This is a genomic window from Curtobacterium sp. MCLR17_054, assembly GCF_003234335.2.
Taxonomy (GTDB): Bacteria; Actinomycetota; Actinomycetes; order Actinomycetales; family Microbacteriaceae; genus Curtobacterium; species Curtobacterium flaccumfaciens.
The window spans coordinates 549,164-573,247 of the sequence record NZ_CP126263.1 but is presented as its reverse complement, the minus strand read 5'-3'; the positions used below and the strand labels follow the sequence as shown (position 1 = coordinate 573,247).

Below are 24,084 nucleotides of genomic sequence, written 5' to 3'. Positions count from 1 at the left end.
GGCCCGCCACGTCACACACCTCGCTCGAGGAGCGCGACCCATGCGGCGCTGTACTGGGCGAGTCCGAAGCGCTCACGCGAGGTTGCGAGGGCTCCGGCTGCGAGGCGTTCGCGATCACGCTGTGACGACAGGATCTCCCGACAACGTTCGGACGCCGCCTCCCAGTCACCCAAGCCGACGAGGAATCCGTTCTTGCCGTCTTCGATGACATCGCGGAGGCCTCCGACGTCGTAGGCGACGACCGGAACACCCAACCGCATCGCTTCCAACACGGTCAACGGTTGTGCCTCGTAGCGGTAGGTGCTGGGGAAGACGAGCACGGCTGCTGTCGAGAGAACATCGTCGCGGTCCTCATCGAACCGAGCACCCGTGAAGTTCACTCGATGGCGAACGTGCGGGTCGAGGAGCGCACGGAGACCGTCGAGGTACTCGTCCGACGAAGCACGCCCGATCACGACCGCGCGCGATCCCGGCGTGCTGTCCAGGCATCGGTTCGCGATGCGCATGAAGTCCTCCGCACCCTTGCCGGGGATGAGGTTCGACAGAAAGACGATTGACGATGCTTCGGCCACAGGTGTGGCTTTCCGCTGCCGCTCCGGCACGGCGTTGGGGATCGTGCGGATCGAGTCGTTGAACCGCCGTACGTCAGCGACCATCGACTCCCCGAGGACGACCACGGACGCAGCACCGCCGAGGAGGAGAGCGACCCCGCGACGTTGTCCTGCGCCTCGGTCAGCGAGTTCCTGGTACCCCGACGTGTGCACGTACGCGATGTAGGGACGGCGCAGCACCTGGAGCGTTGCGCTCATCATCACATCCACCCAGAACGATGGCGGCCGGTTGGTGGTGAAGAACACCACCGCCGCTCCTCGGTTGCGTCGGAGTGCGTTCCCGAGTCGCAACAGAAGCGAGAAAGCGCTGAGGATCTTCTTGAGGCTCGTACCGCCGATCTCGTCGACTGACTTGCTGAAGCGACGATCCACGAGGACCGCCCGCAGGCCGGAGCGGTGAAGTACCTCCAGGAACGTCCGCGTCATGATGGTCGATCCGTGCACCGGTGGAGGAAGCTGGCTGATCACCACGACGTCCGCGCTTGCCTCAGCCATGTCGTCTCCGAAGGGCGAGGAGCAGGAACTTCACGTTGCCCAGCAAGTACCGTCGCCAGAGGCGTCGTGGCTCACGGAAGAGCCGGTACAACCATTCCAGGCCCGTCCGGCGCCACAGTCTCGGAGCTTCGACCACGTCTCCGGACACGAAGTTGAAGGCGGCTCCAACCGCCAACACGACTGCGGGGTGCCGCTCGGCGAGTCGCTGGACCTCGTAGTCCTGCTTGGGAGTCCCGATACCGACCCACAGCATGTTCGCCCCCGACTCCCGGATCAACGAGTCGATCAGTTCTCGATCGCTCGTTCCGAAGTCAGTGAACGGCGGGCTGAACGACCCCACCACCACTGCGTCGGGGTAGTCCCGCGCGATCGCGCTTTCGAGACGGGCCAGCGAAGCATCACTTCCGCCGAGAAGGAAGTGCCGGATGCCGTGCGACGGGTTCGACGAAAGCAGCTCACGGAACGCATCTGGACCACGCAGATGTGCCACCTGGCCACTCGTCCGACGGGCAATCCAAGCGAGGGGCGTCCCATCGGCGATGTTCAGCCCGTCCGACTGGAACAAGCGCAAGTAGCGCTCGTCAGCGGTCAACGAGACGGTGTAGGCGTTGACGAAATGGACCGGCACGCCTGCGTCGTCCAGGTGATCGGCGATGAGTCTGAGCTCGTCGAGGATCTTCGAGCCGGGTATCGCGACCAGTGGTACGCCCGCGGCACGCACCGTGGGAAGAGCCAGCAGGGTGTCGCGGGGAGTGGCTTCGTCCCCGCCGTCGGGCCGGACGTCGTTGTGATCAACCATCTAGTACGCACCCCGGCTGTTGGCGATTGCCTTGAAGGTCTTCCAGAGGATCAGGAGGTCGGCCACGATCGACCAGTTCTCCACGTAGTACAGATCGAGCCGCACCGAATCCTCCCACGACAGGTCGGACCGACCGCTCACCTGCCACAGGCCGGTCATGCCCGGCTTCACCAGGAACCGACGGTGGACGTGTGTGTCGTAGCGGGCGACCTCGCGTGCCAACGGCGGTCGGGGCCCGACCAGGGACATGCTGCCGGCCAGGACGTTGAACAGCTGCGGCACCTCGTCCAGGCTGTAGCGGCGCATGAACCCGCCGACCCGGGTGACCCGGGGGTCGTTCCGCATCTTGAACAGGACGTCGTTGCCCTCGGCCCGGTCGAGCGCGCTGAGCTCCTGCAGGCGTTCCTCGGCGTCGACGACCATCGAGCGGAACTTGATCATCCGGAAGGTGCTGCCGTTCAGGCCGACGCGCTCCTGCCGGAAGAACACCGGACCGGTCGAGGTGGTCTTCACCAGCACGGCGAGCACGAGCAGCAGCGGCGACAGGACGACGACGAGCAGCGCCGCGCCGACCAGGTCGAAGGCACGCTTCGTGTAGAGCTTGCGCCCCGAGTAGGTCGGCGTCTCGACGTGGATGAGCGGCAGGCCCTGCACCGGTCGGGTGTGGATGCGGGGACCACCGATGTCGGTCAGGCTCGGCGCGACCACCAGGTGCTGCCGGCCCGGCTCGAGCGACCAGCTGAGTTCGCGGACGCGCTCCGGCGGCAGGTCGTCGGAACTGGTGATCACGACGGTGTCGGCGCCGGTCTCGCGCAGCGCGGAGCCGACGTCGTCGAAGCCGCCGTGGCTCTGGATGGTCGAGCCCGTCAGCAGACCTCGGTGGTTCGTCGACACGACCGCCCCGACCACGCGGTAGCCGGCTTCGGGGGAACGTGCGAGTTCGCGGCCGATGTGCAGCACGCTGGCCGGCGACCCGACGAGCAGCACGGTCGCCGAGTACGCGCCCTGCTGACGCTGGGCCACGAGCCACTGTCGCCAGATCCACCGCGACAGCAGGAGGACGAGGATCCCGATCGGGAACGCGATGAGCACGTAGCCGCGGGCCAGGTCGACGTGCAGCAGGAACGCCGCGATCGCGAGCAGGCCGAACACCCGGACGCTGGAGTCCGCGACGAGCCGGTACTCGGTGCTGCCGACGCCGATGACGCGTGCGCCGCGGGTGTCGTACAAGGCGAGCGCGCTCATCCACACGACGATCACGACGATGGAGATGGCGAAGTAGCTCAGCCGCAGGTCGGCGGTGTTGGTGGCCAGGTTCGACTTCAGCCCGAGCCAGGCGATCTGCACACCGAAGACGACCCAGATCAGCGCCAGCAGGTCGGTGAACAGCACGCGGCGCGAGTACTTGCGGCTCCACTCGTCGGTGGCGCCGACGGCGCGCGGTGCGCGGAGCGCATCCGTCGTCACGAGGACGACCCGGTCACCACGTCGCGCCACCGTCCGACGAGACCCGCACGGTCTTGCCGTCCCACAGCCACACGTCCTGGCCGGCACGGTCGATGGTGACGGTGTTGTCGGTGTCCGCGCCGTCGGCACAGCCGATCGGCGTGGTGGACGACGAGGGCGTCACGTCCGACGCGGACATGGTCTCGATCTGCACGCCGTCGCACGCTGCTGCACCGACGCGGGCGAGCGTGTAGTTGCCACCGTCGACGCCGATCGACCGGACGCCGCCCATCGGCACGTCGACCCACGCGGCATCGCCGGTGCGCCACTCGAGCTGGCCGTCGCAGATGACGACCGCGGTCTTCTCGCCCTGGAACGCGTCGATCGGGTCGCCGCACGGCGCCTGCTCCGTCCCGCTCGCGAGCACGACACCGTCGGTGCTGATGCCGGCGCCGGCGGCGCCGGGCGCCCCGGCTTCCCACGTCACGCCGGCGTCGGTGCTGGTCCGCGCCGTCGTCGTGCAGTCGTCGCCGACACCCACCAGGACCGAGAGCTCCGCACTGGAGGCCCGGATCGCCATGAGCGATCCGACATCCGTCCCGAGTCCCACCGGGACCCACGTCGCCCCACCGTCCACGGAGTGTTCCAGCACCGGCCGCGGGCCGCCGCACGACCCACCGGACGCGCGCCACGCCTCCTGGCCGTCGACCGCTGCCAGCAGGCGGCGACCCTGCTGCTTGGTGGAGGCGGCGTCTGCGTCGGCAGACGCACTCGGTCGCGGTGTCTCGCGCCGGTCGGGCGTTCCCGAGAAGGTGGGGATGGGGCCGGCGGGTCCGTTCTCCTCGGGCGCCGTCCGGCCCAGGGCGAGCGCGACGAGCACGACGTCGACGACGATCAGCGCCACCACCACGACGGCCACCAGGATGAACGTGGTCCGGGGCAGTGCGCGGCCGAGGCTTCGGGTTCCCCGGCGATTCTTCATCTGATCGGCCCCGTTCAGCGCCCGGCGCGGCGGAGCACGCCCAGCTTCTTGCCGGAACGCTTCGGCGGGTGCGTCGACGTGGTCACCGTGTTGTCGTCCTCGTCGTGGCCGTAGCTGTAGCCGTAGCCGTAACGGCCGTGTCCGTAGGCGCCCGGGCCCTTCAGCGGCATCTTCGTCAGGACGAAGCCGGAGACCGGGGCCCCCACGTTCTCGAGGGTGGCGACGGCCGCGGCGAGCTGGCCCTTGAGCGTCTGTCCCGAGGCGACCGCGACGATCGCGCCCGAGGCCTTCTTGGCCAGGATCGCCGCGTCGGTGACGGGCAGCAGCGGCGGCGCGTCGAACAGGACGTAGTCGAACTGCTGCTCGAGCAGGTCGATCAGGTCCTGCATCGCGCCCGAGCCGAGCAGCTCGGACGGGTTCGGCGGGATCTGACCGGCAGGCAGGACGACGAGCTTGCCGCGTCCCCACGGGTGGGCCACGTCCTCCAGGTCGGCGCGGCCGATCAGCACGTCGGTCAGACCGGCGTTGCTCTCGACGTCCATGTACTCGGCGACACGGGGGCGGCGTAGGTCGGCGTCGATCAGGATGACGCGGAACCCGGCGCTGTCCAGGGCGATCGCCAGGTTCGCGACGGTGGTGCTCTTGCCCTCGGACTGCATCGACGACGTCATGACGAAGGTGCGGGCGCCGGTGCCGATGTCGAGGAACTGCAGGTTGGTGCGGAGCGTGCGGAACGACTCGGCACGGGGGCTGCGCGGGTCGACCTGCACGATGAGCGGGCGTTCGGCGGCCTTGGCGTCGAAGGCGATCCCACCCACGACCGGCTTGTCGCTGATCTTCTCGACGTCGAGTTCGGTGCGGATCCGGTTGTCCAGGGTCTGGCGCAGCACGGCGATGCCGATGCCCAGGGCGAGCCCGACGAGCAGACCGAGCGCCACGTTGACGGGCACGTTCGGGCTGACGGGGACGCTCGGCACGTCGGCCTGCTTCACGCGGGTGAGCTTGACCGTGCTCTTGCCGCTCGCGTCGGTGGCCTCGATGTCCTGCACGACGTTGGTCAGGCTCTGCGAGGTCGCGTTCGCGATGTCGGCGGCCTGCACGGGGTCGGTGCCCTCCACCGAGATGGAGATGAGGGTCGTGCTCGTCGGCGCCGTCGCCGACACCATCGTCGCGAGCTGGTCCGCGTTCATGTCGAGCTTGAGCGACGAGATGACCGGCAGCAGCACGATCGGCGTCGACACCAGGTTCGAGTACGTCAGCACCCGCTGCTGGGTGAACGTGTTGCCCTGCGCCAGGTCACTGGCGCTGCCGGACGTCTCCGTGGAGACGAAGACCTGCGCCGATGCCGAGTAGACCGGCTTCTTCAGCAGGGAGAACCCTGCGGCTGCGGCCACTCCCACCAGGGCGAGTACGACGATCAGCACCCATCCCTTGCGGAGCACCGTGATGTAGTCGCGGAGTTCCACGCCTTTGCCTTCCCCGATCATGGCCGCCCCGTGGTCCCGACACAGGCACGCCGGGGTACTCCCAGCGCACGGCATACAAATAGTGCCACAGGAACGAGCACTGCTCGGGGGAAGTCGCCATCCGGCGCGCGGTGTCCTCTACGGTGGCCCCATGCGCTCCGAGCCGGCCACGACCACCACCGAGCCCAGCGTGCGGCGACAGCGGGACCTCATCGTCATCCTCGTCGCACTCGGCGTCGCCGTGATCCTGACCCGGATCGTCGGACAGGTCACCCGGACTGGGGGCATCCCCTCGCCGGTCCTGCAGGTGCTCGCCGCGGACGCCGCCGTGTGGCTGCCGCTCGTCGTCGCGGCCGCCGTGGTGCTCCGTCGGACCCCGCGATCGGCGATGGTGTCGCGGCTGCGGCTCGACCTGGGGATCGTGGTCTTCGCGATCGGCATCGTGATCGTGTGCCGCGCGGTGGACGTCGTCATGTCACTCGCGTTCACGGGGACGACCGGGCTGGTCCCCGCACCGTCCCTCGGCACGCCCGACGTCGGGCTGCTGCTCGTGTCGGCGATCGGCATCGTCGTCGTGAGCCCGGTGCTCGAGGAAGTGGTGTTCCGCGGGCTGTTCCAGCGCCGGCTCGCCGCCGAGCTCACGCCCCGAACCCGGTTCCTCGCGGTGCTGGTCACGGCGCTCCTGTTCGCGCTGCTCCACCTGCTGCTCGGTGCGGGCGGCACCACGCTCGGCGGGTTCCAGGTGTTCGTGACGACGTTCCTGCTCGGCCTGCTCACCGGCACGCTCGTCGCGATGACCGACCGCATCGGCGGCGCGATCCTGGCACACGTGCTGTTCAACGCGGTCGCTGTCGTCGCCACCTGGCCGCGCTGAGCGGCCAGAGCCGCGTCCCCAGATCGGGTCAGCGCCGGTCCCTGGGCCGCGCGGACCACTAGCCTGCACTGAGCATGACTCGCCCAACCAGCATCGTCGACAACCCTCTCGTCCGTCAGGCTCCGATCAGCGGCCTGTTGGCCCTGTCGGCGTTCCTGAGCGTCGTGATGCCGACGCTGGCGATCACCCAGCACCACCTGTTCGTCGCGAGTGTGGTGGGCGTGGTGGTCGCGACGCTGATGAGCGCGATCCCCGCACTGGTGCGCCGCGCGGCCTGGGTGGTGCCGGTCCTGCTCACCGTCGACTTCCTGACGATCGCACTGCTGCGCACCGGGACGGGCTCCGGCTCCTCGCTGTTCACGGCGATCGTGGTGCTCCCGGTGGTCTGGTGGGCGTCGCTCGAGGGCCGTCGCACCGTGCTCTTCGCGATCGCGGGCATCGTGGTCGTGATCCTCGCCCCGTACGTCCTGACCCCGTCCGACGCGCCCGGCGCGAGTGAACTCGTCCGTCTGGGCATCCTCGTCGTCGTGTTCGGCACCGTCGCCGTCGTCGTGCACGAGCTCTCCCGCCGGGCCCGACGGAGTCTGCGGTCCGCCGAGGCACGTGAGGGCAAGGTCCGCGCCGAGATCGACCGGGCAGCCGCGGTGCAGCGGTCCCTGCTCCCGACGACGACCGGCCGCATCACCGAGGACGTCGTCGTCGCGGGTGCCTGCCTGCCGGCCCGGAGCGTCGGCGGGGACTTCTTCGACTGGTACCCGACGCCGACCGGCGTGGCAGTGAGCCTCGGTGACGTCATGGGCAAGGGCGTCGGTGCGGGGCTGATCGCGGCCGCGGTGCGCGCGACACTGCGCAGCGCCCGGACCGTCGAGGACCCCGGCGAGGCGCTGAAGCGGGCCTCCGACGGGCTGACCGCCGAAGGCGTCGGACCCGATCTCGCCTTCACCACGCTGTTCCACGCCCGGATCTCCGACGACGGCACCCTCCAGTGGGCTGATGCCGGTCACGGACTGAGCTTCGTCCTGCGCGCCGACGGACACGTCGACCGGCTGCGCTCCGGCGACATGCCGCTCGGGCTCGGCATCCGCGAGGAGTGGGCGACGACCGACGGCACCCTCGAACCGGGCGACCTGCTCGTCTCGTTCAGCGACGGTGTGCTCGACCTGTACGACGACCTGGACGACACGATCGAGTCCGTCGCCGCGATCGCCCGCGCCGGCCGCGACCCGCACGCGGTCGTCCTCGCGCTGTCGGCCCGCGCCGACGAGGTGCCGCACGACGACGACGTCACGGTGATCGCGATCCGCCGGCAGCCGGTCGAGGTGGACACCGAGCGTCCGCTCGCGATGCACGCGGACTGACGGCGCGGAACGAGCGACCGGCGCACGGCGACCGGTGCGCAACGCACGTCCGTCTCGCAGAGATTGGTACGCGCCGCCGCTCGAACCCGAATCGTGCGGCGACGCGTGCAGACGGTGAGCGTCTGCCCTCGGACGCCCTAGCGTCCTCGGTCTGTGGGGGCGGCCCGACGAGCCGCCCGGAGGGTCAACCGACCCGGGCGAGGTCCCAGACGGGCGGCACGTACGCGCGGGACCAGCCCTCGCGCAGGCGCGTCACGGCGCGGTCGAAGGCCTCGAGCAGGTCCATCTCCGGTCGCACCATGGACTGCAGCTGCAGCCCCTCGTAGGTCGCGAGCAGCTGCTCCGAGCCGCGGGCCGGTTCCATCGTGCTCGGCTCACGCCCGAGCAGCACGTCGCGCTCCAGGGCGTGCTGCACGAAGGCGTGGAACCGTCGCCACCGGGCGTGCAGCATCGGCGCGAGCGGGTGCTCGGGCGATGCCGCGATGTTCAGCGTCGCCGTCAGGAACCGCATGAGCGACGGGTCGGCCACGTTCGCGGTGACGATCGCGCGCAGGAACCGGATGGTGCCGTGCTGCTCGGCCAGGGGCATGAGCGGCACGGTGCGGTCCTCGTTCCACCGGTCGATGGTCGCGAGCAGCAGGCCGTCCCAGCTCGGGAACGTCCGGCCGACGACGTCGGTGTCCACTCTGGCCGCAGCCGCGACGACCTCGGGGGTCACCTCGTGCAGCGGACGGGAACGCAGCGCCGTGATCATCCCGTGGATGACCTCACCCCGCAGGGCGGGGTCGTCGGGGGTGGTCACCGGCGGCGTTTCGATGTGCATGCATACACTGCACCAGCCAGACGCGTCGGTGCACAGTCCCCCGAACGGGAACGCGCGTTCCCCGGACAGCGACCGGATCGTGTAGCACGGGGAACGATCTGTCTGTCCGCGGAGCGCGAGCCGTGCGGCCCCCCAGACCTGGGGGACGATGACATGTCACGGAACTTCTAGGGTGGTGAAGTTCGCACCCGAAACGAAAGCTCACGTTGCCTCACCACCAGCGCTCCTCCCGCCTGCCCTTCATCGCCGCAGCCGCATCCGTCGCCGTCTTCGCTGGCACCCTGCTCGCCGCAGTCCCGAACACCGCGACCGCCGTGGAGGGAACCGGGACGAGCGCCCCCGCCCCCGCGCCGACCGACGTTCCGGCACCGTCCCCGACCACGGAGCCGACGAGCCAGCCGAGCCAGCCGAGCGAGCCCACGCCCGTTCCGACCAGCGCCCCGACGCCGAGCACCGCCCCGACGGCCACGCCGAAACCGGTGCCGACCCCGACGCCCGCGCCGACACCGAGCAAGCTGACGTTCACCTACGCCGGCGACTCGCTCACGGCCATGGACGCCTCGTGGATGCGGCAGCTGAAGGACCCGACGATGGCCAACGTCGGGGGCACCTCGATCGGAGGAGCCACCTCGACGCGGATCCTCGAACGGAGCTCGGCGCACGATGCCGACGTCCTCGTCGTGATGGCCGGCACGAACGACCTGCGCTACGGGTACAGCACGAAGTCGATCCTGAACAACATCGACAAGATCACGAAGAAGGTCGGCGCGCGCCACGTCGTGATCGCCGCGATCGCGCCGTCGAACATCACGAACTACAGCAAGAAGCACATCGACCGCCGCAAGCAGGGCGAGATCCTGAACCGCGACCTGCAGAACCACGCACTCACCCGCGGCTGGATGTTCGTCGACCCGTGGGCAGCCGACCGCCGGCTCGACGGCGGCTGGCCGTCCTCGCGCACGTACGACGGCGTCCACCCGACGGTCGCGATGTCGAAGAAGGTCTCGGTCCGGATGCAGCAGGCCATCCACATCGCCGCAGAGGGTGCCAAGGGCGCAGCGGGCTAGCCCCCGGTCGCGTCGTGAGCCATACTCGCCCCATGCAGTGGGGACGGATCGCACCGGTCGTGGCACTCGTCATCGTGCTCGGCGGTACTCTGGCGGGCTGTGGCAGCAAGACGAGCGGCGATGCCGGCCCCACGAACCCGAGCACCCAGGCCGGGCCGCTGCACTCCGGGTTCTGCACCGACTACGTCTCCCTGAAGACCCCGGCCGAACGCCGCGACGCCGCTGAACTCGTCGTCGACGCTGACGTCACCAAGACCGACCGCACCGTGGAACCCCAGGGCATCTACGAGGTGTACGAGGCGACGGTCACCGACGTCACGAAGGGTGACGCCGTCGCCCCCGGCGACACGATCCAGGTCATCAGCACGTCGGACCAGTGCGAGACGAGCGGCGAACCGGTCGAGTACCTCTCGGGCGACCCCCTCGCCGACGAGGGCGCCTTCCGCCTGTACCTCTCCCCCGGCGGAGACGACGACGTCTGGAAGCTCGTCGTCCCCGGCGCCGCGGAGCCGCAGCCCGCCGGCTGACGCCGCAGCCCGCCGGCTGACTCCGGGCCCGCTACGGCTGCTCCGGCACCGTCACGATCCGGTTCTGGTACGCCCACACGACGGCCTGCAGCCGCGACCGTACCCCGAGCTTCGGCAGCATCCGCGCCAGGTGCGACTTGACGGTGGAGACCTCGAGCACCAGGGCTGCGGCGATCTCCTCGTTCGACATCCCCTGCGCCAGCAGCAGGAGCACCTCGCGCTCGCGGGCGGTCAGCACGCCGTCGGCCCGGTCGCCGGACACCGGCTGCAGGCTCCGCCGCGACACGAACTCCCGCAGCACCCGCCGGGTCAGGGCCTGGTCGAGCGTGCCGTTGCCGGCGGCGACCTGCCGCACGGCATCGACGATCGTGTCCGGCTCGGCGTCCTTGAGCAGGAACCCGGAGGCACCGGCCTCGAGCGCCCCGAACACGTAGTCGTCCAGGTCGAACGTCGTCAGCATGAGCGCGGGGATCGCCGGATCGGCGTCCGGGGCGCAGAAGATCCGGGCGAGTTCGATGCCGTTCATCACCGGCATCCGGATGTCCAGGCAGGCGACGTCGGGTCGCGTCTCGCGCGCCAGCGCGAGCGCCTCGCCGCCGTCGGCGGCCACGCCGACCACCTCGATGTCCGGCTCCGCACCGAGGAGCGCGGACACCCCGGCGCGGACCAGGGGCTGGTCGTCCGCGACCAGCACGCGGATCACGCGACCACCCCGGTTCCGTCGGCGGCCTGCGCGGGTGCGGGAGGTGCCTCCCGGCCGAGCGCCAGCTCCACCAGCCATCCGCCGGTCGCGGTCGGGCCGGTCTGGAGGCGCGCCCCGACCAGGTCCGCCCGCTCGCGCATCCCCCGCAGGCCGTTGCCGCCCGAGGGAGAGGTCCCCGCTGCCGGCACGGTGGCCGGTGCGTTCTCCACCCGGATCACCACCCGGGTCGCGTCGCGGTCGTCGATGGTGACGGTGCACGGGGCGGACGGGGCGTGCAGGGCGGCGTTGGCCAGCGCCTCCTGGACGGTGCGGTAGGCGGCGAGCTGCGCGAGCGGGCCGACGCCGTCGGCCAGCGGACGGTCCCCCGGCAGCACGTCGAGCCGGACGTCGCTGCGGAACCGGGCGCGTTCGGCCAGGTCGACGATCCCGGCGACCGTCTCGACGGCGCGCTCGGCAGGGGCGTCGTCGCGGAGCAGGCCGGCCAGGCGGCGGAGGTCCTCGAGCACGGCGGTGCTCTGCTCCCGGACCTGGCGGGCACCCTCGTGGGCACGCTCCGGGTCCGCGTCGATCTGCCGGTCGATGACGGCGGCCATCAGTGCGATGCCCGACAGGTGGTGGGCGGCGATGTCGTGGAGCTCACGGGCCATCGCGGCACGTTCGCGGGACACCGCGGCGTCGACCAGGGCGTCCTGCTCCCGGTTCACGGCGCTGGCCTCGGCGGTGCGGGCGACGCGGACCTCGCGGCGGGACTGCACGAGCAGGGTGACCAGCAGGGGCAGGCAGACCGCGCCGATCGCCTGCAGCACGCCCTGCCCGAGCGAGCCGGACACGGCGGCGGTGGTGTCACCGGTGACCGCCAGCACCACATTGCCGGCTGCCGCCAGGGCAGCGGCGACCACGAGTGTCGACCAGAGGCGGGCCAGCGGGACGCGGAGCGCGGCGAGGACGACGGCGACGACCACGGGCAGTGCGGTGAGGCCGAACAGGTCGGACGACTGCGGGGCGAGCGCCGCGACCACCACCGGCAGGGCGGCGACCACGATCAGCACGGTGCGCGGTGCCCGGCGGGCGGCGAGCAGGGCGGCCGACTGGGCCAGCAGGCCGAGGGCCAGGACGCTCCACGCCAGGGTGAACGGTGCGGGGACCCGCATCGCCAGGGCGGGGCCGTCGGGCTCGAGGGCGTCCAGCGGCGGCAGGCCGAGCAGCAGCCCGAGGGCGACGACGGCCGTGCCGAGGGCGACGAAGACGTCGACGCGGCGGGCGCGCTGTGCTGCCGGCTCGGCCGGTGCGCGCAGCGCGTCGTGCTCAGCGGGTGCCATCGTTGGATCCTACGAGGCGGGCGCGGGTGGGGACCGGTGCGTCGAGGGGCAGGGCGCGTCGGGCGGGGTCGTAGCCCAGGCGGCCGCGGGTCGCGACGAGGAGCACCACGGCGGCGATCGTCGACATGATCGTCAGGCCGATCATCAGCGTGCCGGCGGTCATGCTCGGGTACATCTCGGGGAACAGCGTCGAGATCGTGTTGTTCACGCCGACGTGCAGCAGCAGGGCCAGGGGCAGGCTCTCGCGGGTCTTGTTGAAGACCTGGATCATCACGACGTTGAAGGTGATGGTGAACAGGGCGAACACGACGGGCTCGCTCCAGTGCGCGTTCGGCCAGCCGCCCCAGTCGCTGAAGTACAGCGGCATGTGCCAGAGCGCCCAGATCGGGCCGAGGATCGCGGCGGCGCCGAGGCCCCCGAAGCGGTGCTGCAGGCGGGGCAGGGCGAAGTCGCGCCAGCCGGGTTCCTCGCTCAGGCCGGTTGAGAACAGCTGGATGATCAGTCCGGGCACGAGCATGGCGAACGCCAGGGCCGAGGGGGCCCGCACGTCACCACCGGCGAACGGCAGCGCGGACACGACGATCAGGGCCGGCACGACGACGAGCGCCAGCGCGTACCAGTACCAGGCGACCCGCCAGCGGAACAGCCGTCCCACCCAGCGGCGGAGCCCCGCGCGACCGTCAGCGACCGCGGTGACGATGAACGCACTGCCCAGCGGGCCGAGGAGCGCCCCGGGCAGGACGCCCGTGAACTGTCCGCTGCCCAGGACCTCGGGGAAGTGGATGTCCCACACGCCCATGCCGTGCGGCGACAGGATGTACGGCACCCACGCGAGCCAGCTCAGGCCGAGTGCCATGGTGAAGAAGGACACGAGCGGGTGCCGGGCGATGAGGCCGCGGACACCCCCTCGGTCGCGGGCTGCGGTGCCGGCGGTGGGCCGGACTTCGGTGGTGTTCGTCATGTACACGACGCTAGGAAACGGGGCGCTCGGGGACGACCGGCTTCGGGATGCACGTGCGGGAGTTCCATCGAAGGATGCAAGTGCCGGTCGGTCAGTTCGGCACTCCTGAACACGCCGTCGTCATCGCTCGACGCCGCTGTGCGCTCGAATCGCCGCCGAATCCGGAGGCGTCTCGAGCACTCGGCGGCGTCTGCGCACGACGACGGCGTCTTCCGAACCGACTCGGCCCGCAGGACCCCGACGTCTCGCGGGTCCGGTCAGGCAGCGCGCTGTGCGGCCACGTGCGAGCTTGCTAGCTCCGTGCGCCGCTACAGCCCTGCACCAGGCCGCCAACCTCGCACCGGGCGAACAACCGCGCACCGTGCGCAGCGCAACGGCACGGCAGCAGCGGCGGCGGCGTCAGCGTAGCGTTGCCCGGAGTGCGTCGGCGATGAGCGCGAGCGCCACGTCGACCTCGTCGGCCACGCGCTGGTGCGTCGCCGTCGAGCGACGGTAGGGGTCGTCCACGTCGTCGTCGGCCGGGTCGGCGGGCGGCGGGACGGTGCCGCGCAGCCGCGCGACACGCTCCACGAGCTCCTGCGGGGTCGTCACGTCGGCCAGGTCACCGGGCTCGAGGCCGGCGAGCACCCGCGCGAACTGCTTGATCGTGAAGGTCCGCTTGGATGCCCGGGGCGCCAGGGAGACGGCGGCTGCACGGTGCGATCGCTCGGCGGTCAGCACCAGGTCGGCGCTCGCGACGATCTCGGCCGTCAGGTACCGCGACCGGTGGGCCGACGGGTCGCCCCCGAGCCGGACGGACTGCTCCGCCGCGGCGGCGTCCATCGTGGCACCGTCGTCGGCGATGGTGCCGGCCGACTCGACCACGAACGCGGGGGTGTCCGGGCCGAGTCGTGCCGTCAGGACCTGCGCGCCGAGCGGCGACCGGCAGATGTTGCCGCTGCAGACGAACAGGATCCGCATCGTCACGCTGCGTCGGTGCGTTCGCCGGCGCGCTGGTCGGCACGCTCGTCGTCGCCGAGCAGGTCGTGCCGCACGACGATGGCGTCACGGCCGGGTCCGACACCGATCGCCGAGATCCGTGCGCCGGACATCGCCTCGATCGCCAGGACGTAGTCCTGCGCGTTCTTCGGCAGGTCGTCGAAGGTGCGGGCTCCGGTGATGTCCTCGGTCCAGCCGGGGAACTCCTGGTACACCGGCTTCGCGTGGTGGAAGTCGGACTGGTTGACCGGGACCTCGTCGACGCGGACGCCGTCGACCTCGTACGCGACGCACACCGGGATCGTCTCGAGCCCGGTCAGGACGTCGAGCTTGGTGAGCACGAAGTCGGTCACACCGTTGATGCGTGCCGTGTAGCGGGCGATCGGGGCGTCGTACCAGCCACAGCGGCGCGGGCGGCCGGTGGTGGTGCCGAACTCGAAGCCGTTGGCGCGCAGGAACTCGCCCGACTCGTCGAACAGCTCGGTCGGGAACGGACCGGCCCCGACGCGGGTCGTGTACGCCTTGACGATGCCGATGATCCGCTCGAGCTTGCCCGGGCCGATGCCCGAACCGGTCGCGGCGCCACCGGCGGTCGCGGACGACGAGGTGACGAACGGGTAGGTGCCGTGGTCGACGTCGAGCATCGTGGCCTGGCCGGCTTCGAACAGGACGGTCTCGCCACGCTCCAGGGCACGGTGGATCTCGAGGGCGGTGTCGGCGACCATCGGGCGCAGGCGCTCGGCGAACGAGAGCAGCGACTCGACGACTTCTTCCGGGTCGATCGCGCGGCGGTTGAAGACCTTGACCAGCAGGTGGTTCTTCTGGTCGAGCGCCGCCTCGACCTTCTGCCGCAGGATGTTCTCGTCGAAGATGTCCTGGATCCGGATGCCGACGCGGTTGATCTTGTCGGCGTAGGTCGGGCCGATGCCGCGACCGGTGGTGCCGATCTGGCGCTTGCCCAGGAACCGCTCAGTCACCTTGTCGACGGTGCGGTGGTAGTGCGTGATGACGTGGGCGTTGGCCGACACGAGGAGCTTCGAGACGTCGACGCCGCGGGCGCGCAGGGCGTCGAGCTCCTGGAACAGCACCTCGAGGTCGACAACGACGCCGTTGCCGATGATCGGGGTCACGCCGGGCGTCAGGATGCCGGAGGGCAGCAGGTGCAGGGCGTACTTCTCGCCGCCGACGACGACGGTGTGGCCGGCGTTGTTGCCGCCGTTGAACTTCACGACGTAGTCGATGCGGGAGCCGAGGAGGTCGGTGGCCTTCCCCTTGCCCTCGTCGCCCCACTGGGCTCCGATGATGACTGCTGCGGGCATCTGGTTCTCCTCACGTTGGCGGAGGACCGCACACGGCCGTCCGGGCCGGTGGTCCACCCGAGTCTATCGGCTGGTCACCTGCGCGTCACCCGCTGTGACGTCCGGTGGACGGCGGGTCGCTTGTCCACATGGAGCGCACCTGGATGTCCGTCCGGATCGGTCGGAGCACGGTCGGACGCGTCCAGATCCACGACGCGAGAGGAGCACGACATGAGCGGCATCGGAGACAAGGCGAAGGACTTCGCCGACAGCGACAAGGGCGAGCAGGCAACGGACGCCGGCCTCGACAAGGCGGGCGACGCGGCGGACAAGGCGACCGGCGGCGGGCACGGCGACCAGATCGGCAAGGCCGAGGACGCGGCCGACGGCAAGATCGGCAAGTGACGTCCGAGACGTCACCGACGTATAGACGGGAGGCGCGGTGCCAGCCGGCACCGCGCCTCCCGTCTGTCCGCCGGTGCGTCCCGGATCACCCGGCCGACCCCGGATCAGCTCCGGAAGAAGTCCTGGTACGACGGGTCACCGACGGGCTGGGAGTGCCCCGGCTCGGCCAGGCGCTGCTCGATCATGGCCTGGATGACGTCCGGCGGGGTGAGTCCACGACGGCGCCACTCGACCGGGTTGGACCGGAGCTGGTTCAGCGTGTTCTGCATGGGACAAACAGTGGCACCACTTCACTAGTTTGTCTAACTACCTGTCCCGAACACGCGTTCGCGGGGTGGGATGCCCCGCGCTTCGTGAGCAGAAGAGGTCGGATCCCCACTCGGGACCCGACCTCTTCTGCTCACCATGTGGCGCGTGAACCGCGCGCGCACCCTGTCCTAGCGGCGCGTGACCTTCGCGGTCGCCCCGGACTTGGCCGTGCCGTCCTCGTACCCGGAGGCGTGGGCCGTCACCTGCACGCTGATGCGGTGCCCGACGTCGGACGAGCCGAGCTTGTACTTGGTACCCGTTGCCGACTTGACGACCTTGCCGTCACGCAGCCACTGGTACTTGTAGGTCGCCTTCGTCGTGCTCCACGTACCGTGCTTCGCGGTGAGGGTCGAGCCGACCTTCGCCGTCCCGCTCACCGTGACCTTGCTCCCCTTCGCGAGCGCGAGCTTCGGCGGGACCACGTTGATCGTCGAGGTGTCGGCCTGCTTGCCCGCCGCGTTGTCGAGGTGGAGCAGCAGCACCGTCGCCTTGGTGACACCCGAGGCACGGGTGACCGTGAGCGAGTCGGCGTCGGCGAACAGCACGCCGGAGGTGCCGTCCTGCGAGAACGACAGCTTCGGCTTCGACGGGTCGAACGTGGCCGTCTTCGTCTCGTCCACGACCGAGGAACCGCTGGTGGCAGCACCCGGGGCGTAGGCCGACTCCGTCAGCACGGTGTAGTCGAACTTCTTCGACGAACCGATGGCCTTCGCAGCGACGGTCAGCACCTTCACCGAGCTGTCGAAGGTGTTCACGTCCTGTCCGGGCGCACCGCCGTTGAGCGGCTGGACGTCGACGACGGGGTCGACGTCCGGGTCGTCCAGGGCGGCCTTCGCCAGGTCGACCGTCGTGGCGAACGTGGCGTCCACGGCAGCCGACTTCGCGTTGTACACCAGGAAGTCGGGCTCGCCGTCACGGTCCGTGTCGATGAGGACCTCGACGTTGGTGACGGCGCCCGGGTTCGCGTCCGGACCAGCGGTCTGCACGCCGAACGCCAGGGTTCCCGACGACTTGTCGTACGACGCACCGTAGGAACGGACGTCGGCCGCCTGCAGCGAGCGCGTCGCCGAACCCTCGGGGAACGCCTCGGCCGGGTCGGTGCCGCCGAGCACGAACGGAGCGACGGCGGCGTGGTAGCCGGTTGTCAGTCCGCCCTGGTCGAGCGTGCGGCCCTTGAGCGTGAGCTCGGCCGACTTGCCCGGTCCCGTGAACGAGACCGTGGTCCGTGCCCGCACCGCGCTGACGGGCTTCGGCGCCACGTAGGCGCCGAGGCGCATCGGGTTGAGCGAGCTGTCGGTCGGCGCGAACGCCACGATGCCGGAAGCGGCGGCCACGAACTCGCGCTGGTAGCCCTGCTGGACGGCCTCCTGGGTCGGGTCGATGACCCGGCGGAGCTTCGTCGCGTCAGCGACCGAGAACGTCAGCGTGACCGACGCGGTGCCGTTGGCGGGCACCGTGACCTGCTTCGAGCTGAGCGCGAAGGTCACACCCGGCTGCGACACCTGCGGCTGGTACGACACGTTGTACGTGTGCGCCGTGCTGTCGGTGTTGTCGATCTGCAGGGTGCGGGTCTCGCTCGTCCCGCTCGCGACCTCGACGACGCCGAACGACGCGGTGACGAGCTGGTCGTTCTCGGCGCTGCGGACCGTGGTGCCGGCGGTGACCGCCTGCAGTGCGTCCACGCGACCGGTGCCCTGGCGGAGCAGGGTCGCCGAACGGTTGCCGTCCTTCACGTCGTGCGTCGCCGTGTTCATCAGGGCCGCCTTGACCTGCGGGGCGGACCAGGTCGGGTGCGACTGGAACGTCAGCGCCGCGATGCCCGCGACGTCCGGCGTGGCCATGGAGGTACCGCTCATCGACATGCGGCCGTCACCGGTGCCGTTGGCCGCGGAGATCACGTTGACCCCGGGGCCGGCGATGTCCGGCTTGACGATGTCGTCGAACGATCCGTGCACACCACGGCTGGTGAACGACGCGAGCGTGTTCACGGCGTCCGCCTCGATGGCGACCTCGAAGCCCTTGAGCTCGTCCGCGAAGCGCACGTGCAGGGTCCCCGCCTTGGCGGTGGCCTGGAGGCTCGCCACGCTCTTCGCGGTCAGCTCGGCACCCGGGATGGTCGCGTTGCCACCGATGCCGGATTCGAACGTGTCGAGCGTGCCCGCCAGCAGGACGCCGACGCCGCCAGCGGCCTCGACGTTGTTGAAGCGCACGAGGGAACCGCACTCGAGCGCGGCGTCCGTCCACTTCAGCCAGACGACCTTGCCCTTGATCTTCGCGGCGTCGGCGGCGCTGAACGCGGCACAGCCGTCGATGTTCGCGGTCGGGACGACGACGTCGCCCTCGACCGGCAGGGTGCCCTTGAAGTTGGACGAGTACTGCGAGCGGTAGGTCTTCGCGACGTCGGCCGGTGCGGTGACCTGCACGCCGTCGTAGAGCGACTGGCCGGTGGCGCTCGCGGCGACGGTGAGCGCGCCCTCGGCGTTCCCCGGCGAGCCACCGATGTCGGTGAAGTCGTCGGCGTTGCCCGAGGCGATCACGGGGAGCACGCCGCGAGCGGTCAGTGCGTCGATCTTGGCGTTGTCGGGGTCGTCCGGTGCGCCGTAGTCGGAGCCGAGCGACAGGTTCAGGACGTTGATGTCCTTGCCCTCGGTGAGCGCCTGGCCCACCCAGTCGAGCGCGGCACCGGTGACGTCGGTCGAGCCACCGTTGTCACCGAAGACCTTCAGGGCGTACAGGCCGGCCTCGGGCGCGGTGCCCGGACCGATCCACATGTCCTGCACCTGCTGCGTGGTGAGCTTGGTGTAGTCGCCGTCGAACTGCTGCTTGTCGGCGGTCAGGCCGTAGCCGGCGATCGAGCCGGACACGTGCGTGCCGTGGTCGCCGCCCTTGCCGTCGATCGGGTTGTCGTCGGGAGCCGGCACCGGGTCGTAGGCGTCCGGGTCCGACGGGTCGGCGTTGTAGGTCGCACCGGCGAAGTCGTACCCGCCCAGGAACTTCGACGCGTCGTACAGGCTGGGGTCCGGCGCGCCACCGCTCGCGTTCGCCAGGGCCTGCTGGTACGCCTCGGTGGTGCCGGGGCCACCGAAGTCGGCCTGCGTGTAGTCGAGACCGGTGTCGAGGACGGCGACGTTGACGTCCTTGCCGGTGTGGCCGGTCTGCTGCCAGGCGTTGAGCGAGCGCGTGTAGACGTCGCTCGCGGCGTTCTTCGGCGCGACGCCGTCGGCACCGGGCTGGACCAGGCTGGGGTCGACACCCGAGGGAGCGGCGTCGGCGTTCTCGTTGACCGTCGGCTCGACGATCTTCTTCGGCGTGAGCGGGATGATGCTCTCGACGTCGGAGCGCTCCGCGATCTTCCGGAACGCGTCGACGTCGGCGACGACCGCGACGCCCGGGACGGTGTACTCGGTCGAGTAGAGCTCGGTCGCGTCGGCGTCGGCGCGCTTGACGGCCGACCGCACCGCGGCGACGGTCGACTGGATCGCCTCGACGCGGTCCTTGGCCGCGGAGGACTGGGTCCGCGACTTCGTCAGGTCCCCGCCCTTCGCCTTGGCGTCCACTTCGAGGGCACCCTGGCCGGTCGTGCGCACGAACGCGGCGACGGTCTTCGTCGGCTTGGCGTCACGGAGCGGGGCGGAGAGCTTGAGGTCGGCCACCGAGATCCCGGCCGGAGCTGCGGAGGCCGCGCCCCCGACTGCGAGACCGCCACACGCGAGGGCCGCGACGGCGATGCCGGCGGTCAGGACGCGGGTGAAGCGATGGGGGGTTGGGTTCGGGTCGGTGTTCGGTGTTGCACGGTTCAAAGAGGGCACTCCTGGCTCAGTCCGTGGTTCGCATGAGATTCCTGTGAAGCTATGCGTTCGTTCTCAGGGAAGACAGTCCGCTCTTTGGGGGACTCCCCTCGTCCGGGGGACCGAACCTGTTAAGTTGCACACCCGTGTGCACGTTATTACGATGGGGTGTGTGACCACCACCGAGCAGCCCTCCCGCGCGCCCCGCCGCGACGCCACGGAGAACCGGGCAGCCCTCCTCGACGCGGCGAAGACCTGTCTGCAGCAGGACCCGGACGCCTCGATCGAGACGATCGCCGCGTCTGCGGGACTCTCGCGCCGTGCGGTGTACGGACACTTCCCCTCCCGCGACGACCTGGTGCGCGAGGTCGTGACCGCCGGTGCCGCCCGGATCGCCGCGGCCATGCCCACCGCATCGGACCTGCAGGAGCTCCCGCCGGCCGCACGCCTCGCCGCCATCGCGGTGACGCTCTGGACCGAGGTGTCGCACGTCCGCTCGATGGCCCGGGTCGCCGTGCGCAGCCCGTTCGCCGAACCCGTGGCCGAGGTGTTCGCGCCGCTGCGCTCGCAGGTGCGCCAGGCGTGCGCGCTCGGGATCGCCGACGGCGCCATGCGGGACGACGTCGACCCCGAGACCCTCGGCCGTCTGGTCGAGGGCGCGTGCATCGCCGTCCTCGACGAGGCCACCCGTTCCGGCACGAGCGACGAGGACGGACGGCGCATGGTGGTGGTGTCGGCGCTGGGCATGGCCGGCATCGACTGGCGCACGGCACTGCTCTCCGAACCCGCTGCTCCCACTCCCACTCCCAATCCTGCCCCGAAGGACCACGCATGACGCTCGAACTCGACCACGTGGGCATCGGCGAGGAGCCCGGCGCACCCCTGCCCGTCGTCTCCGCCGTCGCCGCCCCGGGACGCCCCGGGGTCCTCGCCGTCGAGACCGAGCAGGCGCCCGTGCTCGCGTCACTCGTCGCCGGCGGCCGCATGCAGCCCGACACCGGCCGGCTGCTGCTCGACGGCCACGAGGACCCGGCAGCCGTCCGTCGCTCGTTCGCCCTCGTGGACACCCCCGGGGTCGCCGAGCCCTTCCCCGTCATGACCCTCAAGCAGATCGTGCGCGAGGAGCTCGCGTTCGCCGGGCAGCGCCCGAACCGCGAGCACGTCGACACCGTGCTCGACGAGCTCGGACTGCGGGACTACGTCGACACCGCCGTGCAGCGGGTGCCGACCGTCGTGCGCATTCGACTGCTCGTCGAACTCGCCCTGCTCCGCGACGGTGTGACCGGCATCGTGATCACCTCGCCCGAGCGGCACGGCGGCGCCGTCGAGGACTGGTTCCAGGTGGTCCGCGACGTCGCACGACGGGGCGTGACCGTGGTCCTCGTGACCTCGAAGGCCGCGGCCACCACGGTCGAGCACCTGCTCGACACGATCGACACGCACGACGGCGTCGAGACGCACGACGACGTCGCGACGCTCGCGACGCCCCAGACCGAGGACCCCGAGGACGTGGCCCGAACCGACGGAACCGAGCCGGGCCTCCCGGCCGCTCCTTCCGTCACCGAAGCATCCGCAACCGTCCCGACGGAGGCACAGAAGTGACCACCACCTCGCTCGTCCGCGCAGAACTCGCGCGGCTCACCGCGACCCCGCTCGCACGCCTGGCGTTCATCGCGCTGATGATCGTGCCGCTGCTGTACGGCGGCGCCTACCTGTGGGCGAACCGCGACCCGTACGCGAAGCTCGACCAGATCCCCGCCGCGATCGTGAACCTCGACGCCGGTGCGACGCTGGACGGCGACCACGTCGACTACGGCAAGGACGTCACGAAGGAGGCCATCGACGGCGCCGACTTCAAGTGGACGAAGACCAGCGCCGCCGATGCCCGCTCCGGCGTCCGGAACGGCACGTACGACTTCGTCGTCACCATCCCGCACGACTTCTCCGAGCACCTGGTGTCCGCGCAGTCCGACGACCCGACGCAGGCGAAGCTCGTCATGACGACGGCCGACACCAACTCGTACCTGGCCTCGACCATCGCCGAGCAGGCGGGCAAGACCATGCGCACCGCCGTCGCCGAGCGCGTCGGCAAGCAGGCGGCGAAGACCCTGCTCGTCGGGCTCGCCGACGTGCGGGACAGCCTCGGCGACGCCGTCGACGGGGCCGATGAACTCGCGTCCGGAACGGCCAAGGCGGACAAGGGTGCGCACCAGCTCGCCGACGGTACCGGCAAGCTGTCGTCCGGCGCAGCTGAGCTCGCGTCCGGCACGGCCGACCTGCCGTCGCAGACCCAGCAGCTCAACAGCGGGGCGCAGCAGGTGGCGTCGGGGGCGTCGACCCTGGCGTCCGGGCTGGCCAGCGCGCAGCAGCAGACGGCTGCGCTGCCGTCGCAGACGCAGCAGTTGGACAGTGGGGCGCAGCAGCTGCAGTCCGGGCTGCACCAGCTCCGTGACCAGACGGCTTCGCTTCCCTCCGACTCTGCGCGCCTGTCCACTGGTGCGTCGCAGGTCGCCGCCGGGAACGCCACGCTGGCCGACGAGGCCGCACCGTTCATCGCGGGCGTCCAGCAGCTCTCTGCGCAGTCGCCGGAACTCGTCGCGTCGCTGAAGCCCGTCGTCCAAGCCTCCACGGTGCTCTCCGCGGAACAGAAGACCCGGCTGCTCGCCGGGCTCGACAACCTGCAGGCCGGCAGCACCGAGCTCGGTACCGGTGCCGGCGACCTGTCCGGCAACCTGCAGAAGCTCAAGACCGGCAGCGCGCAGGTGTCCGCGGGCGCCTCCCAGCTCGCCGAGCAGGCCCCGGCGCTGACGAGCGGCATCCAGCAGCTCTCCGACGGCTCGGACACGCTCGCCGCCGGCACCGGCAAGCTCGCGGCGAAGGCACCGGAGCTGTCGTCCGGGATCGCGGACGCGGCCACGGGCGCCTCGACGCTCTCGTCGGGGGCTTCGAAGGTGGCCGACGGCACATCGAAGCTGGCCTCGGCCGCTCCGACCCTGTCGTCGGGTGCGTCCCAGCTCGCGACCGGTGCGAAGACCGCTGACCAGGGCGCTTCGTCGCTCGCATCGGGGTTGGACAAGCTCACGACCGGCTCGTCGAAGCTCGCGTCGTCGCTCGACCAGGGCCGCACGAAGATCCCGGCGTCGAACGCCTCGGAGCGGGAGTCGCAGGCCTCCGTCATCTCCGACCCGGTCAAGGTCGGGGACGACAACGTCGCCGCCGCGTCGAACTACGGTGCCGGCCTCGCGCCGTTCTTCATCTCGCTCGCGGCCTGGATCGGCATGTACGCGCTGTTCCTCATCCTCAAGCCGATCTCGAAGCGTGCGATCACGGCGGTGCGGAAGCCCCTCGCCGTGGTGTTCGGCGGCTGGCTGACGCCGGCACTCCTCGGCCTGGTGCAGATGGTGGCGCTGTTCTTCATCGTGCGCTTCGCCCTCGACCTGAACGTGGTGCACGTCGGCGGCACGATCGGGATCATGGTGCTGGCCTCGGCGACCTTCGCGGCGATCATCATGGCGCTCAACGTGCTGCTCGGATCGGTGGGGCAGTTCCTCGGCCTGGTGCTCATGCTCGTGCAGCTCGTCACCGCCGGCGGGACGTTCCCGTGGCAGACGTTGCCGGGGCCGTTGGCGGCGCTGCACTTCGCGCTGCCGATGACGTACTCGGTCGACGCGATCCGGCAGACGATGTACGGCGGGAACCTCGGCGCCGCGTGGTCCGACGCGGGCGTGCTGCTCTGCTGGCTGCTCGGGGCGCTCCTGGTGTCCTTCGTGGTCACGGCGCGGCAGACCCGCTCCCGCACGCTGCGCGACCTGCGCCCGAGCCTGATCGGGTAGCGGGGCGCCGGGCGGCGCGCGGGCGCTCGCGCGCAGGGCCGC

The 24,084-nt window shown here is 70.7% G+C and carries 21 protein-coding genes; 8 read left to right on the top strand and 13 right to left on the bottom strand.

The genetic code is table 11. The features are described from left to right. Nucleotides 1-11: 11 nt before the first annotated feature. Genes DEJ08_RS02800 through DEJ08_RS02780 form a run of 5 tightly spaced genes read right to left on the bottom strand, consistent with a single transcriptional unit; the run spans nucleotide 12 to nucleotide 5,799 of the window. Entirely contained in the window at nucleotides 12-1,106 is a 1,095-nt protein-coding gene (locus tag DEJ08_RS02800; protein ID WP_111053828.1) for a glycosyltransferase family 4 protein, read from the bottom strand. Further along, nucleotides 1,099-1,905 (bottom strand): WecB/TagA/CpsF family glycosyltransferase, encoded by an 807-nt coding sequence (locus DEJ08_RS02795; RefSeq protein WP_111053829.1) that lies wholly within the window; start codon nucleotides 1,903-1,905, stop codon nucleotides 1,099-1,101. Before DEJ08_RS02795 ends, DEJ08_RS02800 begins: the two co-directional genes overlap by 8 nt. Then, entirely contained in the window at nucleotides 1,906-3,402 is a 1,497-nt protein-coding gene (locus DEJ08_RS02790; RefSeq protein WP_111053830.1) for a sugar transferase, read from the bottom strand. After that, on the bottom strand, nucleotides 3,386-4,333 hold the full coding sequence (locus tag DEJ08_RS02785) for a beta propeller repeat protein (RefSeq protein WP_146248443.1): 948 nt from the start codon (nucleotides 4,331-4,333) through the stop codon (nucleotides 3,386-3,388). The genes DEJ08_RS02790 and DEJ08_RS02785 overlap by 17 nt, the downstream gene beginning before the upstream one ends. A 14-nt stretch (nucleotides 4,334-4,347) precedes the next feature. Then, nucleotides 4,348-5,799: a tyrosine-protein kinase domain-containing protein gene (locus tag DEJ08_RS02780; RefSeq protein ID WP_111053832.1), complete on the bottom strand. Its 1,452-nt coding sequence runs from the start codon at nucleotides 5,797-5,799 to the stop codon at nucleotides 4,348-4,350. A gap of 151 nt (nucleotides 5,800-5,950) precedes the next feature. On the opposite strand from DEJ08_RS02780, the gene DEJ08_RS02775 reads away from it, so the two are divergent. Then, nucleotides 5,951-6,673, top strand: coding sequence for a CPBP family glutamic-type intramembrane protease (locus DEJ08_RS02775; protein ID WP_181438913.1), 723 nt, complete (start codon nucleotides 5,951-5,953; stop codon nucleotides 6,671-6,673). 74 nt (nucleotides 6,674-6,747) lie between these two features. Beyond that, a complete protein-coding gene (locus DEJ08_RS02770) occupies nucleotides 6,748-8,031 on the top strand; it encodes a PP2C family protein-serine/threonine phosphatase (protein ID WP_111053834.1) in 1,284 nt (427 codons plus the stop codon). Nucleotides 8,032-8,215: 184 nt separating this feature from the next. Here the strand turns inward: DEJ08_RS02770 and DEJ08_RS02765 are convergent, their stop codons facing one another. Continuing rightward, nucleotides 8,216-8,854 (bottom strand): TetR/AcrR family transcriptional regulator, encoded by a 639-nt coding sequence (locus tag DEJ08_RS02765; RefSeq protein WP_111053835.1) that lies wholly within the window; start codon nucleotides 8,852-8,854, stop codon nucleotides 8,216-8,218. 206 nt (nucleotides 8,855-9,060) lie between these two features. On the opposite strand from DEJ08_RS02765, the gene DEJ08_RS02760 reads away from it, so the two are divergent. Both DEJ08_RS02760 and DEJ08_RS02755 read left to right on the top strand, forming a co-directional pair. Further along, nucleotides 9,061-9,921 (top strand): SGNH/GDSL hydrolase family protein, encoded by an 861-nt coding sequence (locus DEJ08_RS02760; RefSeq protein ID WP_111053836.1) that lies wholly within the window; start codon nucleotides 9,061-9,063, stop codon nucleotides 9,919-9,921. 32 nt (nucleotides 9,922-9,953) lie between these two features. Then, the gene (locus tag DEJ08_RS02755) at nucleotides 9,954-10,448 is read left to right on the top strand and encodes a hypothetical protein (protein WP_111053837.1); all 495 of its coding nucleotides are present in this window, start codon (nucleotides 9,954-9,956) and stop codon (nucleotides 10,446-10,448) included. 31 nt (nucleotides 10,449-10,479) lie between these two features. Here DEJ08_RS02755 and DEJ08_RS02750 read toward each other — a convergent pair whose 3' ends face one another. The 5 genes from DEJ08_RS02750 to DEJ08_RS02730 all read right to left on the bottom strand — a co-directional run bounded on the left by DEJ08_RS02750 (nucleotide 10,480) and on the right by DEJ08_RS02730 (nucleotide 15,728). Further along, complete coding sequence (locus DEJ08_RS02750) at nucleotides 10,480-11,151, bottom strand: response regulator (RefSeq protein WP_110892023.1); 672 nt, start codon at nucleotides 11,149-11,151, stop codon at nucleotides 10,480-10,482. Then, nucleotides 11,148-12,470 (bottom strand): sensor histidine kinase, encoded by a 1,323-nt coding sequence (locus DEJ08_RS02745; RefSeq protein WP_146248444.1) that lies wholly within the window; start codon nucleotides 12,468-12,470, stop codon nucleotides 11,148-11,150. Before DEJ08_RS02745 ends, DEJ08_RS02750 begins: the two co-directional genes overlap by 4 nt. Next, on the bottom strand, nucleotides 12,457-13,431 hold the full coding sequence (locus tag DEJ08_RS02740) for a CPBP family intramembrane glutamic endopeptidase (RefSeq protein WP_111053840.1): 975 nt from the start codon (nucleotides 13,429-13,431) through the stop codon (nucleotides 12,457-12,459). Before DEJ08_RS02740 ends, DEJ08_RS02745 begins: the two co-directional genes overlap by 14 nt. 399 nt (nucleotides 13,432-13,830) lie before the next feature. Beyond that, a complete protein-coding gene (locus tag DEJ08_RS02735; RefSeq protein ID WP_258366995.1) occupies nucleotides 13,831-14,391 on the bottom strand; it encodes an arsenate reductase/protein-tyrosine-phosphatase family protein in 561 nt (186 codons plus the stop codon). Between the two features lie 2 nt (nucleotides 14,392-14,393). Continuing rightward, the gene (locus tag DEJ08_RS02730; protein ID WP_017886319.1) at nucleotides 14,394-15,728 is read right to left on the bottom strand and encodes an adenylosuccinate synthase; all 1,335 of its coding nucleotides are present in this window, start codon (nucleotides 15,726-15,728) and stop codon (nucleotides 14,394-14,396) included. 210 nt (nucleotides 15,729-15,938) lie between these two features. Here DEJ08_RS02730 and DEJ08_RS02725 point away from each other — a divergent pair, with 210 nt between their 5' ends. Continuing rightward, the gene (locus DEJ08_RS02725) at nucleotides 15,939-16,112 is read left to right on the top strand and encodes an antitoxin (RefSeq protein WP_071404361.1); all 174 of its coding nucleotides are present in this window, start codon (nucleotides 15,939-15,941) and stop codon (nucleotides 16,110-16,112) included. A gap of 104 nt (nucleotides 16,113-16,216) precedes the next feature. On the opposite strand, the gene DEJ08_RS02720 is transcribed toward DEJ08_RS02725, so the two are convergent. Both DEJ08_RS02720 and DEJ08_RS02715 read right to left on the bottom strand, forming a co-directional pair. Continuing rightward, nucleotides 16,217-16,381 carry a hypothetical protein gene (locus tag DEJ08_RS02720; protein WP_155896763.1) on the bottom strand — a complete coding sequence of 55 codons (165 nt, stop codon included), beginning with the start codon at nucleotides 16,379-16,381 and terminating at the stop codon, nucleotides 16,217-16,219. A gap of 168 nt (nucleotides 16,382-16,549) precedes the next feature. Further along, complete coding sequence (locus DEJ08_RS02715; RefSeq protein WP_146248445.1) at nucleotides 16,550-20,221, bottom strand: S8 family peptidase; 3,672 nt, start codon at nucleotides 20,219-20,221, stop codon at nucleotides 16,550-16,552. Between the two features lie 160 nt (nucleotides 20,222-20,381). On the opposite strand from DEJ08_RS02715, the gene DEJ08_RS02710 reads away from it, so the two are divergent. Genes DEJ08_RS02710 through DEJ08_RS02700 form a run of 3 tightly spaced genes read left to right on the top strand, consistent with a single transcriptional unit; the run spans nucleotide 20,382 to nucleotide 24,042 of the window. Next, entirely contained in the window at nucleotides 20,382-21,044 is a 663-nt protein-coding gene (locus tag DEJ08_RS02710) for a TetR/AcrR family transcriptional regulator (RefSeq protein ID WP_111053843.1), read from the top strand. After that, nucleotides 21,041-21,811 (top strand): hypothetical protein, encoded by a 771-nt coding sequence (locus DEJ08_RS02705; protein ID WP_111053844.1) that lies wholly within the window; start codon nucleotides 21,041-21,043, stop codon nucleotides 21,809-21,811. The genes DEJ08_RS02710 and DEJ08_RS02705 overlap by 4 nt, the downstream gene beginning before the upstream one ends. Next, nucleotides 21,808-24,042 carry a YhgE/Pip domain-containing protein gene (locus DEJ08_RS02700; RefSeq protein WP_111053845.1) on the top strand — a complete coding sequence of 745 codons (2,235 nt, stop codon included), beginning with the start codon at nucleotides 21,808-21,810 and terminating at the stop codon, nucleotides 24,040-24,042. The genes DEJ08_RS02705 and DEJ08_RS02700 overlap by 4 nt, the downstream gene beginning before the upstream one ends. Nucleotides 24,043-24,084 lie beyond the last annotated feature (42 nt).

Excerpts from the sequence above, each read along its gene's own strand:
- DEJ08_RS02755 (WP_111053837.1), top strand. The coding sequence starts at position 9,954 with ATGCAGTGGGGACGGATCGCACCGGTCGTGGCACTCGTCATCGTGCTC.
- DEJ08_RS02770 (WP_111053834.1), top strand. The coding sequence starts at position 6,748 with ATGACTCGCCCAACCAGCATCGTCGACAACCCTCTCGTCCGTCAGGCT.
- DEJ08_RS02705 (WP_111053844.1), top strand. The coding sequence starts at position 21,041 with ATGACGCTCGAACTCGACCACGTGGGCATCGGCGAGGAGCCCGGCGCA.
- DEJ08_RS02745 (WP_146248444.1), bottom strand. The coding sequence starts at position 12,470 with ATGGCACCCGCTGAGCACGACGCGCTGCGCGCACCGGCCGAGCCGGCA.
- DEJ08_RS02775 (WP_181438913.1), top strand. The coding sequence starts at position 5,951 with ATGCGCTCCGAGCCGGCCACGACCACCACCGAGCCCAGCGTGCGGCGA.
- DEJ08_RS02740 (WP_111053840.1), bottom strand. The coding sequence starts at position 13,431 with ATGACGAACACCACCGAAGTCCGGCCCACCGCCGGCACCGCAGCCCGC.
- DEJ08_RS02800 (WP_111053828.1), bottom strand. The coding sequence starts at position 1,106 with ATGGCTGAGGCAAGCGCGGACGTCGTGGTGATCAGCCAGCTTCCTCCA.
- DEJ08_RS02735 (WP_258366995.1), bottom strand. The coding sequence starts at position 14,391 with ATGCGGATCCTGTTCGTCTGCAGCGGCAACATCTGCCGGTCGCCGCTC.
- DEJ08_RS02720 (WP_155896763.1), bottom strand. The coding sequence starts at position 16,381 with ATGCAGAACACGCTGAACCAGCTCCGGTCCAACCCGGTCGAGTGGCGC.
- DEJ08_RS02765 (WP_111053835.1), bottom strand. The coding sequence starts at position 8,854 with ATGCACATCGAAACGCCGCCGGTGACCACCCCCGACGACCCCGCCCTG.
- DEJ08_RS02785 (WP_146248443.1), bottom strand. The coding sequence starts at position 4,333 with ATGAAGAATCGCCGGGGAACCCGAAGCCTCGGCCGCGCACTGCCCCGG.
- DEJ08_RS02730 (WP_017886319.1), bottom strand. The coding sequence starts at position 15,728 with ATGCCCGCAGCAGTCATCATCGGAGCCCAGTGGGGCGACGAGGGCAAG.
- DEJ08_RS02725 (WP_071404361.1), top strand. The coding sequence starts at position 15,939 with ATGAGCGGCATCGGAGACAAGGCGAAGGACTTCGCCGACAGCGACAAG.
- DEJ08_RS02795 (WP_111053829.1), bottom strand. The coding sequence starts at position 1,905 with ATGGTTGATCACAACGACGTCCGGCCCGACGGCGGGGACGAAGCCACT.